Below are 18,237 nucleotides of genomic sequence, written 5' to 3'. Positions count from 1 at the left end.
TATTTAGAAGCGGTTGGTTTTTGTGAACAGTGGGATGAGTGTCCGAGCGGAGTGGACTGGTTGGAATTGATAAAAAGTGTTCAGTTGTTAAGGAAATATCTGGAAAAAAAGATCGTAAGGAACTTCAAATTAGTCTGAACGAATGGAACAGAGTACGGTCTATCGACAACATTCTGAACACTGAAATAAAAACAACTTGTAGAGACTTTCAGACGAAGAACATTCCGTTATGTGTATTGGAAAAGAAAACGCTTGTGTATATGGATTTTGGCGTTTATCAACTATATGAGAGTAATGAAGTTTTCCACACACAACTGTATAATTATGCCGAAATGGATGAAATTCAATTTGTGTATAGTCCTACTCATATGGAGGAAGTATGTAGGATGGACAATTCTATATTTGAGGGCAAACGGCGAGATAATATTTCAAAAATTTGTAGCAACTGCGAAGTCCTTCCGGTTCGGGACGGATGTCTCAAAATTCTCACAGAACCTGTAGAAGTGTGCTTTGACCGTGCGAAAAAACTTCAGGTTTTGAATCAATATGCTGAAGAGTCAGAATGCGCTACATTTGAGACTCTAGAGGAAAAAACGTGTGGATTACTCAGATGGGACGAAAAAGAGGTGGAAACACACAGAAAGGAAATTTCTTTGTTAACATCTACACAGTTATTTGATCCGAAGAATGAGATGATTGATAACGAAAGCATTAATAGGGTATTTTACGAGATTTGTGGTTCTCGTTTTCCAGTTGAGGACTTTAAGGATTATTGTAAAAAGGAAAGAATCTTTTCCGAGATTAGAGAAGCGGTTCGGCTTCTTTTTATACTAATGAATGCATTAGGCTATCACAGAAATAAAATTGAGAAGCGCACAAAGTTTACATATAAAGCTTTTTATCCTACTTATGATCGTGAGTTTTACAGAACCATTAGAAGTGGTTTTTATGATGTTGATCATATCTGTTATGCGTCAAAATGTAACTATTTTGTTACCTGTGATTATGCATTGTCATCGCAGGCGATGGAAATTTATCGTTATCTTGGATGCAAAACCAATGTCATCTATTGTGAAAAGAAAGCACCTGATCCTTCCTTACCTTTGGCAGTGTTATGTAAGAAAACAGCTACTCCATAAAACTTTTGTGATACTATATCGGTTCGTTCATTGTAATCATATGTGGAAAGTATTGCTTTCTTACTTCAAAAAATTCGTTCTAAGAGAGAAATAAATTCCAGTTGTAAAAACGAATGCAATTCATATTTAATAGATTATAAGGAATTCCGTATGGAAAAACATGCTAAGAAGAACATTATTTGATGAGAAAAGGTGAGGTATATGGAGAGACAGCAAGAGTATGAATTAAGAAAGAAAATTGCAGATGCTATACAAAATGATGTCGACAGAGTATTTTCTGAAAAATTACAGTTATTTAATCATGATTTCTATTATGAGATTCTTTTTCCACTTATCGTGTTAGAAATGAACTATAAAATGAAATCTGAAGAATCTTTAGCTGCGGGATTGGGTGATTCTAATGAATATCTCATTTTAGTAAATCCTCTTCGAGAAGCTATATATTGGTACATACATAGGGTGCTCATATCCGATAGGAAGATTTTGTTTTCAAAGAAAAGATATGTTCCTAGTTTAGGTGAAGAATATTCATTTGTTGAGTATGTATTACAATTGCACGACGAATTTAAGCGGGGAGAGCAAATAAGAGAAATACGTGATTGCGCTTCAAAGGTAATGATAAAACCTGAAGATGATAATACATATGGTTTCTATTTTCCTGTTATTTCAGAAAAATATCATAAAGAATTATTATATTATTATGGTTTAGATGATACTTTGAATTTTGAGGTAGAAAAAGAAATATTTGTTGAATGTGAGAAATACTTGCAGGATAAAATCAATGTGAAAGAGTTAATAAAACATCCTCAGAAGATTTATATTTTTTATAATATACTAAATAGAATGGCAAATGTTATTGATACTAAATATTTCGAGTTGTGTAAGAAACGTGTAATGTCAGACTTAAATAAGATATCGTCGTCTTCACTTAGAAGCTTAGATGATAATACGAATAAAGTGATTATTGGGAGCAAAGATGAGTTGACCACATTTTTGGCATTGCTTTATTATCTGAGTAGGCTTTGTATGCAGAAGTATATGTTGGCTTCGTCGACTATGGTGGGTGAATTGGAATATGTATGTCAGTATGATCTCGTCAAAATATTAGCATTAGGGAGGCAAATAGGAATCTCGAGAGATTCTGTAATGAGTTATATAGATTATTTTTCGATGGATGTTAACGTGACAAGTGGAAATTTTACTGAATTTCCCCTGTTAAAATTTAAGAATAAAATTATCTGGATACCAAGCTCCATAGTATTGAATGATTTTCAATTCTCGATAGTAAATGGACATTACTACAAAGGAATACGTTTCGAGAATAAGGATGAGACGGTTTCTCAGTCAATAATTGATTATATTGTTAATCATGTGAATAAATATTCGAATATTCTTTATAATACAAATTATGTTTATTCAGTACCTAATGAGACATTTAAGGGAAAGCCCCTTAATAGTGATATTGATGTTGCAATATATGATAAAATAGGCAAAAAGTTGCTAATTATTGAATGTAAATGGAAGGAAAATGTATATCAAAACCGTGAGAATTATATAAGAATTGAAGATGCCTTAAAAAAAATATATGATAATCAATTGGAAAAACATCAAACCTATCTTGAAAGAGATATTAATAGACTAAATGAGCTATTTGATAATCAGATTGACTTTACAAGGGAAGGAGACGTTGATACCTTATATCTTTTTGTTGATAAAAGGATACAGTATCATGATAATGGAACAAATCGGCATGCCATTCCAATTTTTATGCTTGCTTATTTATTTGAAAATAATTCATCTAAGAGGCAATTAATATTAAGTGATGTGTTCTCGGAAATACGGGAAATGAAAAGTAGGGTGAGATATGAAAGAATTAAACTAAAAGAACCAGTACATCTTGGGGAAATAACAGTTATATAAAGTTGATGAACCATGTATATAAGTTATTTTGATTCGGTAGATTTCAGCTTGCAGTAATAATGTAATCATAGTAAACATACTAGTTCAATTCTTGGGGGATGCTTCATACTGGTCCATGGTACTGAATTAGTAATATATAGTAACACTTAATCAAAGAAGAAAACGCTGACAAGGAGGTAACATGGGAGAGATTGTTGGACTATGTATTGGAAGTTATGAATTTTTATCACGCAAAAATACTTTTGGTGATTTATTATCAATTTTTAGTCAAGATGATTTGACGATAGAAGAAGTATTTGACAAAGAACTAGATGAAAGTATTACTAGACGATATTTTACTACGACTGTTAATAATGCAAAAATGTGTTTAGATGTAATGGGACATACAACTCTAAAGGCAAAAAGTTTATTTGAATACCATAAGAAGAATTATTTAGACTACTTAGAAGATGATTTTGATGATGAAGTCGATAGTGACAATATTGAAAGAGAGTATACCTTTGAAAATTGGGCCCGAGCAGTAAAAAAGTATTCTTCAATATTAGCGTCCGATATTTATGAGAATGGTGATTATATATCATTAGAGAAATGCAGGGGAGAGAACAATTCTCTGTGCGAGAAAATAGTATTAGACTCATTACCACATTGTAAGGATGATACATATTTTGGCATTGATTTCTATTATTTAGATGAAGAAATAGGATCACCGTGGGATGTATTTCGTATTATTTTAGAAGCATTTAAATCGGAAGACATAATTACTCTTGATTATACAAATCTATTTGAGGGTGGATGGTGTGATGAGGTTCCAGAGGAAAAAGAGTATTTAGTATCTAAGACAGTTATACTTACAGAAGGTAGTACAGATGCAAGAGTTATATCTGAAGCAATGAAATTGTTGTATCCTCACATGGTAAAGTTTTATTCTTTTATTGATTTTTCAACTTATGTTGTGCAGGGAAGTACAAATTACTTAACGCATTATTTAAAAGCATTTATTGCTGCTGGAATCAGGAATAGAATTATTGCATTATATGATAATGATTCAGCTGGTTTAAGTGAAATAAAAGTTTTAAAAAATATTCCAATTCCATCAAATGTAAGAATTATGCACTTGCCAGATTTAGAAATGTGTCTCCATTATCCAACTATTGGACCGGGAGGAAGTTCAATAGACAATATTAATGGTCGTGCTTGCTCAATAGAAATGTTTCTTGGTAAGGATATTCTGAAAAAAAGTGGAGAATACGAGCCTGTTCGTTGGAAATCCTATATTGATAAAGTAGATGCATATCAAGGTGAAATAGTTTCTAAATCAGAAGTGTTGAAACAGTTTAAATTGAAGGTTAAAAGAAGTCAGGATCAACTTGTTTTAGATGAATGGGAAGAGTGCGATTTGCTACTTAGGGAAATTTTTGCTGCTTTTGAAAAGTAGTATTATAGTAGAAATGAAGTGATAGACTATTGTTTGTCAGTTTGAAATAGAATAATAAAAATAAAACAGCGTCAGGGCAGTTATAAGTCGAGAGATTTATAGCTGCCCTTTTTTATTGCTTTTGGACACGATGTCCAGAAGCGGAAAGGAGAATTATGAGGTATTTATTACATCGGCTGTATGTTCCACCTTAGCGGAGCATACGCACATGGAAATGCAGATCGGAGGTACTTATGTAAGAGGAAGTAACGCAGAAAACAATCGCTCTTGTAATTAAGACCGCTAAATTGGATGCCAACGTCTTGAAGGCTGCAATGCGGATGTATCTGAACCACCGCAGGCAGAAAGCACAGAAAACGCATGGTAAAACTTCTGTGAAAAAGCTGGTTGGCGAAGGCGTGGGAGTTTCGTCTATCGAAGTGACGGACGGCAATATCAAATCCTTTGAGCGGGTAGCTCGTAAATATAATGTTGATTTTGCCGTCAAGAAAGACAAGACAACGGACCCGCCGAAATATGTGGTATTTTTCAAGGGCAGGGATGCCGATGCAGTAGCACAGGCATTCAAGGAATTTGTTTATGGTAATGAGAAACGAAAGGGCAGGACTTCCGTAAGGGAGAAACTGAAACGCTTTAGGGATGCAGTATCACAGAATAAGAACAGAGAACGGAGCCGGGAAAAGAATAAGGACAGGGGGCAGAGCCTTTGAGTAACATCATTGAAGGCATAACCAAAGACCTGACGGAAATCCCGAAAAATCTGAAAGCAAAAGCAGGAGGTATGGATACCAAGAAGCTAGTGCTTTTGAATCTGCCCTATATCTTTGCTGGGTATTTCTGTGACAAGGTTGCATGGTTGTGGAGAGTATCGGAGGGGACAAATGCTTCCGATAAGATGATGGCAATCATGAACCGCCTTGATAAGCTGTTTGCCAATCCCTTGCCCAGCTTCCACCCAAGGGATTTACTGATTGGTGTGGCAGGCGGCATAGCACTCCGACTTGTGGTGTATTACAAAGCCAAGAATGTCAAGAAGTTCCGACAGGGTGTAGAATACGGTTCCGCAAGGTGGGGAAATGCCAAGGACATAGAGCCATATATGGATTCTGTGTTTGAAAATAATTTCTTGAATCCGATCCAGAGACGTTTTCTCTGGAAGCAGAAATTCATCATTACATAGAAATACTGGAACCAGTCCTCAGAGGTGACGGACAGGAGATGTGGCAGGCATTGGACAGAATTATTTCAGCGAAAAATTCCATGGAAGGGATTATGGAAAAAGAAATGTATATTCGAGGATTTCTGGATTATGAAAGGCTGGTGTGTGAGAAAGACAATCATATCTGAAAAATGAAAATGTGACAGCATAAACAAATAAGACCTTCTGTGAAAGCAATCAGCCACAGGAGGTTTTTGCTGTCCCACCTGCATAAAAAAACATCTCCGTTTTCGTATTGATTGATTCAGCAGGTCATACCGGTGTGGTGCTGCTCTGCTGTGAGATAAGCATAAGAAGATCGGAGGAAAAAGGCATTGAGGGGAAATTGAGAAAAAAGATATATTGTGCTTACGTTCTTCATGTACTCTTGTTGTGATTTCATTGTTTTTTATCGTATAATATGGATACTGGAGGTGGTTTGGATGAAATACAAGATTTTAGTTGTCGATGATGATAAAGAATTGGTGAAAATGCTTTGTAGTTATTTTAATATGAAACAATATGAAACCATTACGGCTACAGACGGAATGGAAGCATTAAATAAAATAAAAATGAAACCGGATATTATTTTGTTGGATATCAATATGCCACGCATGGATGGGATTGAAGTATGTCGTCTGATACGTAGTAAAGTGTTATGTCCGATTTTGTTTCTAACAGCAAGAGTTGATGAAGATGATAAAATTAATGGGTTGCTTTCGGGTGGGGATGATTATATTACGAAACCATTTAGTCTTCGGGAGTTGGAAGCAAGGATTGTCACAAACATAAAGAGAGAAGAAAGGCATCAACAAAAAACGGAATACCGTTTCATGGATGAAATGCTGATTGATTATTCTGAAAAAATAGTAGCTATAGCTGGACACAGGATGGAGTTCACAAAAATTGAATATCAGATTATTGAATTCTTATCCATGCATCCAGGGCAGGTGTTTGATAAAGAACGTATATATGCACAAGTCTGTGGATATGATGCGGAAGGGGATAGTAGAACGATAACGGAATTAGTACGGCGTATAAGGAAAAAAATAGCAGATTATTCAGAAAAAGAATACATAGAAACTGTATGGGGGATTGGATACCGATGGAAAAAATAAGAAACTTGTCACTGAAAAAAACAATTCTGCTTTATTTTGTGATCAGCTTAACGGCAGCATTTCTGTTATCTGGATTTACAGTTCATTTTGCAAGAAATATGCAGAATAAAATATGGGAAAAATATATTGATTATGCAGATTATACGGACGTGTTTCGGCAATATGGAAAGAAATACGAGATTGAGATATCAAGACCTAATCAATCGCAGATGAATCGTTTGGACTATCATCTTTCGGAAATGTGTGACTTTATGGAAACATATTCGGTACTGATTTTTTCGATTGTTGGGAGTGTTGCTGCGGTATTCTTTTTTTATAAAAATAAGTTAAAGACACCTCTACAGGAACTAAAAGATGCCTCGCAAATGATTGCAGATAATGAACTGGATTTCCATGTGTCCTATGAAAATAAAGATGAGATGGGAACTTTGTGTAAAGAATTTGAAATGATGCGAAGTGCTTTAGCAGATAACAACAGAAAGATGTGGCGAATGATTGATGACGAGAAGGCTTTGCGGAATGCAATTGCACATGATATACGTTCTCCACTTTCCATATTGCGTGGGTATCAGGAAATGCTCTTAGAGTTTGTTTCTGCTGAGAGTATAAAAACAGAGGATGTTATTGATATCTTACAAACAGGCATGTATCAGATTGACCGTATAGAGCATTTCACGGAAAACATGAGAAAAATGTCCCATTTAGAACAGAGGGAACTGCAATGCTCAGAGATAGAATTATCGGAACTGGCAAAAAAGATTGAGGCAGAAGCTGCCATGCTGTCCAAGAAGGAAAGTAAATTATGTAAGGTAGAAAGAGCGCAGGAACAAAACATTGTGAAAGTGGATGAGGAACTTGTCATGGAAGTGATAGACAACTTACTGGAAAATGCGGTTCGATATGCACAAAAAAGTATTGCTTTGCAGATAAAGAAAAAGGATGGTTTTCTTATAATTTCTGTTGAAGATGATGGAATAGGATTTGTGGATACCGAGGAAAAAGTAACAGAGCCATTTTATCATAAGAATCCGCAAGATGATTTAAAGCATTTTGGCCTTGGTATGTATATTTCTCGTATTTTCTGTGAAAAGCATGGAGGAAATTTGAAAATATATAATGCCAGACAGGGTGGTGCTTATGTAGAAGCTCTTTTTAAAGCTGAATAAAAATACTTTATAAGGCTGAAATCACAAATAAAGTGGTTTTAGTCTTTTTTTGTTGTGAATTTATTGAGAATTGATTTGTATGATGTTGTTAAAGAAATAAAGAAAGGAAGAGATACAATGAAAACAATCATAAAAAGAAGTATACTTGATTATTTAAAGAACCCTGTTTTGTGGATTGGCTTGATTATTATAGTTGCCAGTATGTATCAATGTCTGTCACCGTATTTGCAAATTCATTATATCAAACAGAATGAACAGGTCACACAAAATGATGTAGAATTGGAAGATGCCGATGTCATGGATGGGTACATTCCCACATCTGATGATAAAGAAAGAAGAAGGGAGTGGGAAGATACGATCAAAGAGACGTTAATGGACACCTCCCAAAATGGTTTTGGATTTAGCAGGCAGGAAGCGGATCATGTAATGAAAGAAATTCAGAATATGGATGTAAAGACTGCTTCTGAGTTTTTGGAATCCCAATATGGCTATTATAATGCAATATATGCTTATGAGAACCTTGAAATTCATAAGGGGACAGCAGAAGAAATCAATCATTATATCGAGCGGAAATTATCCGAACATTCTTTTTCCTGGTACTTTGCCAAAAAGTTCACGGATTTTGCAGGATTGCATATGGCCTTTTTTGCAACAGTCTTGCTATCATTTTTATTTATTCAGGATACACGAAAAAATACCTATGAATTATTACATACAAAGCCTGTTACGGCAATCCAATATATATGTGGGAAAATAATAAGCGGATTCATTAGTATGTTGGGCGTATTAGTGATTTTGAATGTTATATTCTTTATGCTGTGTTTGAAAACGTCTTTAGAATCGGGATTTCCGGTAACACCAATTGATTTTTGCGTGAATTCTCTGATCTATATTGTGCCGAATCTTTTGATGATATGTTGTGTCTATACAATTACAGCATTAATATTTAAAAATCCGCTTCCGGCAGCACCAGTTTTGTTTTTACACATTATATATTCAAATATGCTGACCAAGAAGAATGATATTTATTATATGAGACCGTTCTCTATTATGGTGCGATTTCCTGGCAGGTTTTTTGAAACACATGCAGCCAAAATGTCAAATATAAATCAGATTATGCTTGTGATCGCATCTGTTATATTAGTATGTATTTCTGTTACAATCTGGAAAAGGAGGAGGGTTCATTGAAAACGGAACTAAAAAACTGCCTATCGTTATATAAGATTTTTTATTCATGTGCATTTATACTGATATTGTGTGTTATTCATCCGATTATATACTATGAAGAAATCGGTTCAGCAATTCAGTCTCCAATAGCATTTTTAACAATTATTTTTTGTAGTGACACATATTTGATGGAAGTAAAAAGTAAGCGTGCCGATGTATTTCATTTGTATGATCAAAAAAAGCAGTTAAAAGTAATATCGCAGAGAGTGGGCGTTCAAATATTATATTTATTAATACTTTCTTGTGTTGGATATGTTTTGTTTTTCTGGCAAAAACCGGGCGGTGTAAACGAAGGCATTTCGGGTATTCAGATATTTCTTTTATATTTCATTGCAATGTTTGGAACTATCTGGTTTTGGAGTATATGCACTGTGATTTTGTGTACATTGCTTCGAAATATGTGGGCAGGTATTGGATGTTTATTTGGAATTGTCATTGGACTTATATCAAAAGCGGGAAGTTCATTTTTCGGAAATCTGGGATTGTTCTCTTTCAGCTTTTGTGAACCTACTCAATTAATGTCCGAGAGTTGGATTTATGGAACGCTTGTGTCTTTTATAACGGGGCTGTTTTTATTTGCAGTATTACCAATGGCTTTAAAGAAAAGAGGATAGATTATGAGTATTAGAATAAATGATTTAACAGTTAGATTTAAAAATGGTGTAGTTGCAGTAAATAAGGCATCTCTTGAAATACCCAAGGGAATTTACGGACTTTTGGGTGAGAATGGTGCTGGAAAAACCACTTTGATGAGGGTTCTTACAACCGTTTTAAAACAAACGGAAGGAATGGTTTCCCTTGATGGAATTCTATATAACGAGGGAAATTATGAGAAAATACAGAAAAAGATTGGTTATCTTCCACAGGAAATCGACTTATATCCGAATCTTACGGTGAAAGAATGTCTTGTATATATGGGGGGACTGTCAGGAGTATCCAGAAATGACCTCGAACAAAGAATTACCTATTATCTGGAAAAGACTTCTCTTACAGAGCATCAGAATAAAAAAATGCGACAATTATCTGGTGGTATGAAGAGACGTGTCGGACTCATACAGGCACTTCTTAATAATCCGGATTTTTTGATTATTGACGAACCAACAACTGGGTTAGATCCGGAAGAAAGAATCAGGATCCGCAATCTTCTGGTTGATTTTTCAAAGGATAGAACGGTGCTGTTTTCCACTCATGTAGTAGAAGATTTAGCAGCAACCTGTACACAGCTTGCCATTATGAAAAAAGGAAGTTTTTTATATTCCGGAAGCGTGAGTGGATTGCTGGAAAATGCAAAGGGCTGTGTTTGGAATTGTACGGTACAAAATGCAGAAGAGGCCCGTTTGTTAGAAGCCAATTATTCTATTTCATCTAAGCAGTATGTAGAAAATGGAATTCATATGAAAATATTAAGCAAAGGAAAGTCAAATGAGAATTGTGTCCTGGATAATGATATCACTTTGGAAGATGCATATATTTATTTGACGAATAGTTGAATATAACGGCGGGCAAGTTGCCCGCCGTAAATTGTACTTATTTTGTTAAAAGACCGGATAGAGTTTTTCCAATGGAAAATCCAATCTGTGGATATAACTCCTGAATCTCCAGATATTTTGCTTCAATCATTTCAGGCTCATCAGCCCAGATCTTTTCATATATTTTGAAAGCTTTTTTAAAATGTGTTTTGGCGTGTGAAAGATTGGCGGTCATCAGATAAATGGTTGCAAGGGTTTCCTGTACTTTGGCATAATCCAGACATTCATCGGAATGGTATTCCTTGATGATGCCGGATAATTTTTGCAATTCGGAGATTCCTCTTTCGGGTTCCTGCTGTTCTGTCAGGAACATTGCATAATTGGCAATCTGAGGTATGCTGTCATTTATATGAAGCAGGTTAAATTGGTCAAGCAGTGAGATACTTTTTTCCATGTGTTCTCTTGCAAGATCGGGATGTGATATTTTGTGAGCGTAAGGAGTGGATAGGAATTGAAGAAAGGAGTTCAGCATGAGAAGAAAAAAAGATAGAAGCAATGGCATTACTGCTTTGTATGAAAGACTGTCTCGTGATGATGATAATGCTGGAGAGAGTAACAGTATCGTTCATCAAAAGCAAATGCTTGAAGATTATGCTATAAAACATGGCTTTACGAATCTTGTTCATTTTACCGATGATGGTTGGAGTGGAGCGACCTTTGACAGACCTTCATGGAACAGACTTGTTGAAGGTGTTAAAAACGGAGAAATCACTGCCTGTATCTGCAAAGATATGTCCAGAATCGGCAGAGATCATCTGCAAGTAGGTTTTTTCACTGACATTCTGTTTAGAGAAAAGGAAGTTCGATTTATAGCAATCAATAATGGTATTGACAGTGACCGTCAAGAAACCAGTGAGTTTGCCCCTTTTCTGAATATCATGAATGAGTGGTTTGTCAGGGACACAAGTAAGAAAATTAAAGCTGTACTGAAATCCAGAGGTTCTTCCGGCAACGCTCATACAAGTAATATCCCACCATACGGCTATTTGAAAGACCCCGAAAACCCCGACCATTGGATTATTGATGAAGAAGCTGCTGAAGTAGTCCGCAGAATTTATCGCATGACTATTGAGGGAAAAGGACCTTATCAGATAGCAAGAGAACTTTCAGAAGAAAAAATTGAAAGACCATCTTATTATCTTGGCAAAAAGGGACTTGGAAATCATGCAAGCAACTATGACAAAGAAAATCCGTATATGTGGCGAGGAAATCAGGTTACTACTCTGATTGCCCGACCAGAGTATATCGGAAAGACTGTCAATTTCAGGACATTCAAAAATTCCTATAAGGACAAAAAGACGAAAAGGGCAGATAAGGAAGATTGGGTGGTTTTTGATGATACACAAGAGCCTATTGTCGATGAAGAAACATGGCTGCTTGCTCAAAAGTTAAGACAGAATGTAAGAAAAGCAGATCCTATGGGCGAGCCTAATGTTCTGACCGGAAAGATTTACTGTGCTGATTGTGGTGCGCCGATGTATAATCACAGGCAGCGGAAAGGGCGAGAAAGAATATACTATACTGCCAAAGGCGAAAAAAGGACAAGTTATTCCAATCCGGCAGATTGTTATGAATGTTCCACATATAATCTTGCTTATCAGAAGTATGACCGACATTGTACTTGCCACCATATTTCAACAAAAGCACTTAAAAGCATCATTCTGAAAACCATACAAGAGACTTGCCATTATGTTTCTTTGAATGAGCAGGAGTTTGTCTATTCTCTGCAAGAAGAATCGGCGATGAAAGATATTGCTGTTTCTGAAACTGTAAAAAAACGCATTGAAAGAAATCAGAAGCGAGTTCACGAACTGGATATGCTCATCAGGAAAATCTACGAGGATAATGTGATTGGAAGATTACCGGACAGGCTTTTTCAGAGTATGCTTACTGATTATGAAAATGAGCAGAACGAGCTAAACAAGATTATTGAGACTGACACCGCTGATATGCAACGGATTATAGGCGGTCAAAATAATGTGGAGCGTTTTCTAAAGCTGGTTAAAAAGTATGAGAATATTACAGAACTTACTCCTGCCATGATAAATGAATTTATCGACAAAATTCTGGTTCACGAGCCACAAGGAAAAGGTGCAGACCGCACCACAGAGGTGGAGATATATCTTAACTATGTCGGGCAATTTCAAGTACCTGTGGAGCAGCATGAACCAACAGAGGAAGAAAGGATTGCTGCTGAAAAAGAGGCGGAACGACTTCGCAGAAAACGAGAATCCAATCGTAAGTATATGAAAAAGATTCGTGAGAAATCAAAAGAATTTGCGGAGCATGAGCGTATAGCAGAAGAAAAAAGTTCTGATAGCAATGTGTGTGTTGAACAGAACGTCACAAGCAAATCAAATCGGCAAAAAGTGAAAGGAGAAAAAATAGCATGACAGAATTAAAATCACGAATCCATGACAAAAGCAACGGTCTGGACTATGTTCTTGTGGGCGATTACTATGTGCCGGACTTGAAGCTACCGGAGGAACACCGCCCTATCGGTATGTGGGGCAGACTGCACAGGACATATTTGGAGCAGTACCGCCCTGCAAGGTTCTCTGCCCTCTGTTTATCCGGCGAACTGCATACTTACCTTGCTGACCTGAACGAACAGGCAACGGAAAGGTGCAGCCTTATCATTGAGCAGATGAAACAAGCCGAGGGCGTGACCGAAACCATGAAAGCAGACAATCAGATGTTGTGGGTACAGTCCATGAACTCTATCCGTAACCGAGCCGAAGAAATCATCAGACAGGAAATGATTTACTGCTGATTTTATCAAGTCCAAAACCAACAAATTTGTATCGTAAACGAAGCGACAGGTATTTCCTTATGAAGTGTCTGTCGCTTTTCATTTATCAAACTTTAAGGAGGAAAACACAATGAAGATGAACCGGAATGAAATGGAAGCCCTTTATGCCTTTGGCTGTCCGAACCTGAAAGCAACTGTCGAGCGTTTGCGTATGGTAGCTGCCCTTGCACCCGATCCAGTGGCGAAGAAGCTGTTTTATATGCTTTCCGTCAAGCTGAGTGCTGAGGGTGTTGAAAGGTGGTATCGCTGCTTTTACTGCAAGCTGCGTGTGTTGAAAAACCATAGGGAGGGCTGCTATGACGAGACTGACGAAGATTGAGAAAGAAACAATCGTTCTCTTTAATGAGGGCGAGGACAAGGCAAATATCTACACCCACAACGCCGGATTGAAAAAGAGGTTGGCTGCTTTTGCTAAGAAGTACCCTGACCTTTGCCGACTGGAAAAATCCAATGTTCAAGGCGGTGTTTCTTATGAGCTGGCAAAGTCCCGTCTGTCTATCCGTTTCCTGCCGCCTTACAGTGAGGAACGCAGACAGAAAGCCAGCGAATATGCGAAAAAGCATGGGCTGAACAGCCAGCAGGGATAATGTGATAATCAGGGCTGATATGCGGTTAAAATGTCAGGTGCAGACCTGATGTTTTGACCGTTGCCTATCGCCTGTGAGGAAAGTATCGGGGACTATGGATTTTGCCAAAATGTGCGTTACAAGGTTTGAACAGGAACTCTGTACACAAAATTTTTCTTCCATTCTTTAGGCTGATGAAGTATAATAGACAAAAGATAATTTTAGAAGTGAGCTTTTCGGGAGGCAGTATATATGGAAAAAAGTAAGGTAGAATTTGTATATAAAAATATTTCTTCATTAAACAAGATAAGTATAGTGAATAAAAAAATATTTCGTATTTTGCCATATATTTGTGTGCCATCACTTGTTGTAGGGGGAATTGCGGTTTTTCTAAAAGAAATGTTGCCTATAAAAGGAGTGTTGCCTGATTATATTAGACTTGTTTGCTTAGTCATATTTTTCTTAACCTTTTTGATGTGGTTGGTGTCTTTCTTTTTTGAATACATTTTCCTGTTTTTATGGAAATGCCCTGTATGTAAAGGAAAATTTCCATGGTATAAGACTACTTTGGGATATTTAGGAGAAGAAGGAGGTAGTCTTGTAAATAAAGAAGTTAAAGATATTTGTGACCGCAAGAATAAGAAAATATCTTTAATTCAATATGAAAATAGCAATTTAATCATTCCCAAAAAGTGTCCGCATTGTGGGGAAGTTATATGGAAAAAATAATTTTTGTAGATTACCTGTAATCTGCCACAACTGAATATGACCGTCAAGGTCAGATGAAGAAACCGATGTATTGAGCGTAAAGCGATCATGCGTCGGTTTTTCTTATTTCATGAGCTGACAGAATTCCGACTGTATATCACCTGTGAGGAAAGTATCGGAGACTATGGATTTTGCATAAATGCGCGTTACAAGGCTTGAACAGGAACTCTGCACACAAATTTTTTCTTCCATTCGTTAAGTTGATGAAGTATAATGAAAAATAAGATAAAGTTAATTCTTGGAGGTGTTATTCATGTTTGGTTTTAAGAAAAATGAAAAGCCAACGCTCATTATTGAAGCAAAAGATCTAATGGAAATTATCAAGTCTGATTATGATAATGATATGGCTTTTACTCTTATTGAGTTTTCCTATAATGAGAAAAAATATGTGATGGGTTCCTGTGTTTTACCTGCTAACGCAGAGGAATGTAAAGAAAATATATCTTTTATATTTCAAGACAGAGTTTTTGAAAGTTTTGAGGAATTTCAAACTGCTATTATTATAGATAATAAAAACATCTTACAATTAGAAAAACCCCTTGAAATTTTAAGAGCAGGAATTATTGATAATGAGCCTATGCTGAAAACGCCATGGGGAGATAAAAGATTAGCTGATAAAGCTGTTAATAAATAGCGTGTCGCTTTGAAAGGAGTACAAATTTATGGCATTATTGATGTTTAGAACTTTTGGAGTGATTATAGTATCATTTATAGTCTTAATTATGTATGTTTTGCATAGAAAGAAAAATGGGAAGTTTATAAAACGAAAGGCTGTCAATGAAGAAGAAAAAATAAAATATCAAAAATGGGAAAAAATAATCAATGTGATGGCAGTTGTTGGGTTATTGATTCTCGGTATATTTATAACTGTTCCTTGTTGCTTGGATATACCTTATTTACTACCTAACAATTTAGTTGAAGTTACCGGAGAAGTTACACAAGGTGCAATGTCAGGAGAAAACTCTAATAGTGAAAGAAGAATACATATTAGAGATGAGAAAACTGGAGAAGAACATTCATTAAAATATTGGGGAACAGGTAGCGATTTAGGAGATAAGATAACTGTAAGGTATTTACCACACACAGAATATGGGTATGTAGTTGAATAGAATAAAAATAAATATCCTATTTTGTTTTGGGAAATTTGTAGATTACCTGTAATCTGCCACAACTGAATATGACCGTCAAGGTCAGATGAAGAAACCGATGTATTGAGCGTAAAGCGATCATGCGTCGGTTTTTCTTATTTCATGAGCTGACAGAATTCCGACTGTATATCACCCGTGAGGAAAGTATCGGTGACTATGGATTTTGCATAAATGCGCGTTACAAGGCTTGAACAGGAACTCTGCACACAAATTTTTTCTTCCATTCGTTAAGTTGATGAAGTATAATGAAAAATAAGATAAAGTTAATTCTTGGAGGTGTTATTCATGTTTGGTTTTAAGAAAAATGAAAAGCCAACGCTCATTATTGAAGCAAAAGATCTAATGGAAATTATCAAGTCTGATTATGATAATGATATGGCTTTTACTCTTATTGAGTTTTCCTATAATGAGAAAAAATATGTGATGGGTTCCTGTGTTTTACCTGCTAACGCAGAGGAATGTAAAGAAAATATATCTTTTATATTTCAAGACAGAGTTTTTGAAAGTTTTGAGGAATTTCAAACTGCTATTATTATAGATAATAAAAACATCTTACAATTAGAAAAACCCCTTGAAATTTTAAGAGCAGGAATTATTGATAATGAGCCTATGCTGAAAACGCCATGGGGAGATAAAAGATTAGCTGATAAAGCTGTTAATAAATAGCGTGTCGCTTTGAAAGGAGTACAAATTTATGGCATTATTGATGTTTAGAACTTTTGGAGTGATTATAGTATCATTTATAGTCTTAATTATGTATGTTTTGCATAGAAAGAAAAATGGGAAGTTTATAAAACGAAAGGCTGTCAATGAAGAAGAAAAAATAAAATATCAAAAATGGGAAAAAATAATCAATGTGATGGCAGTTGTTGGGTTATTGATTCTCGGTATATTTATAACTGTTCCTTGTTGCTTGGATATACCTTATTTACTACCTAACAATTTAGTTGAAGTTACCGGAGAAGTTACACAAGGTGCAATGTCAGGAGAAAACTCTAATAGTGAAAGAAGAATACATATTAGAGATGAGAAAACTGGAGAAGAACATTCATTAAAATATTGGGGAACAGGTAGCGATTTAGGAGATAAGATAACTGTAAGGTATTTACCACACACAGAATATGGGTATGTAGTTGAATAGAATAAAAATAAATATCCTATTTTGTTTTGGGAAATTTGTAGATTACCTGTAATCTGCCACAACTGAATATGACCGTCAAGGTCAGATGAAGAAACCGATGTATTGAGCGTAAAGCGATCATGCGTCGGTTTTTCTTATTTCATGAGCTGACAGAATTCCGACTGTATATCGCCTGTGAGGAAAGTATCGGAGACTATGGATTTTGCGGAAATGTGCGTTATAGGTAAGTAAAAAACTACTTGATAGAGCGTGAATTGAATTGTTCATATCGGTATGATATAATTTACTGAAATGAAGCAAGAAGGTGGACTTTTGTATGAAAAAATTTTTGAAAATATTGCTAATCATTGTAGGAATAGTTTTTTTGATTTTTGCAGCGCTGATATGTATTGGACTGTTTGTTGATTATGATGACCATATTGAAAATGGTCGTTATACTTATGTTCCGGAAGATGACAATAAAGACAATGCATATGTCGAATTCAATTTGAGTGATTACGATAAAAAGGATTCTGAACTCATATATTATAGTTCTGTCGAAGAAGCTATTTTGAATTCTCCTTTGAATGCTGAAAATGAAGAATTTTCTGTTCCAGAAGATTTTCTTAATCATGTTGATGAAATATTGCATATATGGAATGGCAAACAGTATGATACTATTTTCTATCGGGCAGGAAGCGATAACGATCCCGTTCAAGGTTTTGTGATGGCACGCTGCAAAAAACAGGTGGAGGAAGCAAGTGTACAATATGCATTTATGAATGCTACACCGGTTACAACTAAAGCGGATAGCATTCTTATATCTGATATTACAGAACTAATTCGTTCATCTTTAAAATTAAGTGATTTTCAACAGGACTTGAATCCAAATTATCCAGATACCAGATTTGTTTTTGGCTATGCACATGATAAGGAAATTTACTCATTAGAAGTAGAAGGTCAAAAGCCAGATGGTGTTATTGAAATCAATGTATATGACAGAACGATGTATCTATGGTATTATGATGATTTAAAGAGCGACAAGAGAGGAAACAATCTAAGTTATTCAGTAGATGTGCCAGAGTAATTTT

19 protein-coding genes and 2 pseudogenes are annotated in these 18,237 nt (G+C 35.7%); 20 read left to right on the top strand and 1 reads right to left on the bottom strand.

Annotated elements, in window-relative coordinates; translation table 11 throughout:
* The first annotated feature begins 260 nt into the window (after positions 1–260).
* The 10 genes and pseudogenes from BQ7344_RS03600 to BQ7344_RS03550 all read left to right on the top strand — a co-directional run bounded on the left by BQ7344_RS03600 (position 261) and on the right by BQ7344_RS03550 (position 10,693).
* Positions 261–1,139: a hypothetical protein gene (locus BQ7344_RS03600; protein ID WP_159431348.1), complete on the top strand. Its 879-nt coding sequence runs from the start codon at positions 261–263 to the stop codon at positions 1,137–1,139.
* A 201-nt stretch (positions 1,140–1,340) separates the two neighbouring features.
* Positions 1,341–3,059, top strand: a complete 1,719-nt coding sequence (locus tag BQ7344_RS03595) for a hypothetical protein (RefSeq protein WP_072521450.1) — start codon at positions 1,341–1,343, stop codon at positions 3,057–3,059.
* A 181-nt stretch (positions 3,060–3,240) separates the two neighbouring features.
* On the top strand, positions 3,241–4,494 hold the full coding sequence (locus BQ7344_RS03590) for a HEPN/Toprim-associated domain-containing protein (protein WP_072521449.1): 1,254 nt from the start codon (positions 3,241–3,243) through the stop codon (positions 4,492–4,494).
* A gap of 260 nt (positions 4,495–4,754) precedes the next feature.
* Positions 4,755–5,204, top strand: coding sequence for a PcfB family protein (locus BQ7344_RS03585; protein ID WP_320055380.1), 450 nt, complete (start codon positions 4,755–4,757; stop codon positions 5,202–5,204).
* Positions 5,201–5,623: pseudogene (locus BQ7344_RS03580) on the top strand (VirD4-like conjugal transfer protein, CD1115 family); the annotation flags it as partial. The gene BQ7344_RS03585 and the pseudogene BQ7344_RS03580, both read left to right, overlap by 4 nt.
* Positions 5,624–6,135: 512 nt before the next feature.
* Positions 6,136–6,810 (top strand): response regulator transcription factor, encoded by a 675-nt coding sequence (locus BQ7344_RS03570; RefSeq protein ID WP_014080778.1) that lies wholly within the window; start codon positions 6,136–6,138, stop codon positions 6,808–6,810.
* Positions 6,798–7,976, top strand: coding sequence for a sensor histidine kinase (locus BQ7344_RS03565; protein WP_072521448.1), 1,179 nt, complete (start codon positions 6,798–6,800; stop codon positions 7,974–7,976). The genes BQ7344_RS03570 and BQ7344_RS03565 overlap by 13 nt, the downstream gene beginning before the upstream one ends.
* 117 nt (positions 7,977–8,093) lie before the next feature.
* Positions 8,094–9,164, top strand: a complete 1,071-nt coding sequence (locus BQ7344_RS03560; RefSeq protein ID WP_072521447.1) for an ABC transporter permease subunit — start codon at positions 8,094–8,096, stop codon at positions 9,162–9,164.
* Entirely contained in the window at positions 9,161–9,817 is a 657-nt protein-coding gene (locus BQ7344_RS03555; protein WP_235816028.1) for a transporter, read from the top strand. Before BQ7344_RS03560 ends, BQ7344_RS03555 begins: the two co-directional genes overlap by 4 nt.
* Before the next feature lie 3 nt (positions 9,818–9,820).
* On the top strand, positions 9,821–10,693 hold the full coding sequence (locus BQ7344_RS03550) for an ATP-binding cassette domain-containing protein (RefSeq protein WP_072521446.1): 873 nt from the start codon (positions 9,821–9,823) through the stop codon (positions 10,691–10,693).
* A gap of 37 nt (positions 10,694–10,730) precedes the next feature.
* On the opposite strand, the pseudogene BQ7344_RS03545 reads toward BQ7344_RS03550, so the two are convergent.
* Positions 10,731–11,150, bottom strand: a pseudogene (locus BQ7344_RS03545) (tetratricopeptide repeat protein); the annotation flags it as partial.
* A gap of 52 nt (positions 11,151–11,202) precedes the next feature.
* On the opposite strand from BQ7344_RS03545, the gene BQ7344_RS03540 reads away from it, so the two are divergent.
* The 10 genes from BQ7344_RS03540 (at position 11,203) to BQ7344_RS03495 (ending at position 18,233) form a co-directional block, all read left to right on the top strand.
* On the top strand, positions 11,203–13,125 hold the full coding sequence (locus BQ7344_RS03540) for a recombinase family protein (protein ID WP_072521445.1): 1,923 nt from the start codon (positions 11,203–11,205) through the stop codon (positions 13,123–13,125).
* Positions 13,122–13,505 (top strand): TnpV protein, encoded by a 384-nt coding sequence (locus tag BQ7344_RS03535; RefSeq protein WP_072521444.1) that lies wholly within the window; start codon positions 13,122–13,124, stop codon positions 13,503–13,505. Before BQ7344_RS03540 ends, BQ7344_RS03535 begins: the two co-directional genes overlap by 4 nt.
* Before the next feature lie 109 nt (positions 13,506–13,614).
* On the top strand, positions 13,615–13,863 hold the full coding sequence (locus BQ7344_RS03530; protein ID WP_005930789.1) for a hypothetical protein: 249 nt from the start codon (positions 13,615–13,617) through the stop codon (positions 13,861–13,863).
* Positions 13,841–14,131: a hypothetical protein gene (locus BQ7344_RS03525; RefSeq protein ID WP_005930793.1), complete on the top strand. Its 291-nt coding sequence runs from the start codon at positions 13,841–13,843 to the stop codon at positions 14,129–14,131. The genes BQ7344_RS03530 and BQ7344_RS03525 overlap by 23 nt, the downstream gene beginning before the upstream one ends.
* Before the next feature lie 231 nt (positions 14,132–14,362).
* Positions 14,363–14,839: a hypothetical protein gene (locus BQ7344_RS03520; RefSeq protein ID WP_015541018.1), complete on the top strand. Its 477-nt coding sequence runs from the start codon at positions 14,363–14,365 to the stop codon at positions 14,837–14,839.
* A 292-nt stretch (positions 14,840–15,131) separates the two neighbouring features.
* Entirely contained in the window at positions 15,132–15,512 is a 381-nt protein-coding gene (locus BQ7344_RS03515) for a hypothetical protein (RefSeq protein ID WP_003023131.1), read from the top strand.
* A gap of 28 nt (positions 15,513–15,540) precedes the next feature.
* Positions 15,541–15,987, top strand: a complete 447-nt coding sequence (locus BQ7344_RS03510; protein ID WP_072521443.1) for a hypothetical protein — start codon at positions 15,541–15,543, stop codon at positions 15,985–15,987.
* A gap of 324 nt (positions 15,988–16,311) precedes the next feature.
* Positions 16,312–16,692, top strand: coding sequence for a hypothetical protein (locus BQ7344_RS03505; protein WP_003023131.1), 381 nt, complete (start codon positions 16,312–16,314; stop codon positions 16,690–16,692).
* Positions 16,693–16,720: 28 nt separating this feature from the next.
* Positions 16,721–17,167 carry a hypothetical protein gene (locus BQ7344_RS03500; protein ID WP_072521443.1) on the top strand — a complete coding sequence of 149 codons (447 nt, stop codon included), beginning with the start codon at positions 16,721–16,723 and terminating at the stop codon, positions 17,165–17,167.
* 316 nt (positions 17,168–17,483) lie between these two features.
* Positions 17,484–18,233 (top strand): hypothetical protein, encoded by a 750-nt coding sequence (locus tag BQ7344_RS03495; RefSeq protein ID WP_003023129.1) that lies wholly within the window; start codon positions 17,484–17,486, stop codon positions 18,231–18,233.
* The last annotated feature ends 4 nt before the right edge of the window (positions 18,234–18,237 follow it).

Source organism: Blautia sp. Marseille-P3087, from assembly GCF_900120195.1.
Lineage (GTDB): Bacteria > Bacillota > Clostridia > Lachnospirales > Lachnospiraceae > Blautia_A.
This window is presented reverse-complemented; position numbering and strand designations above follow the sequence as displayed.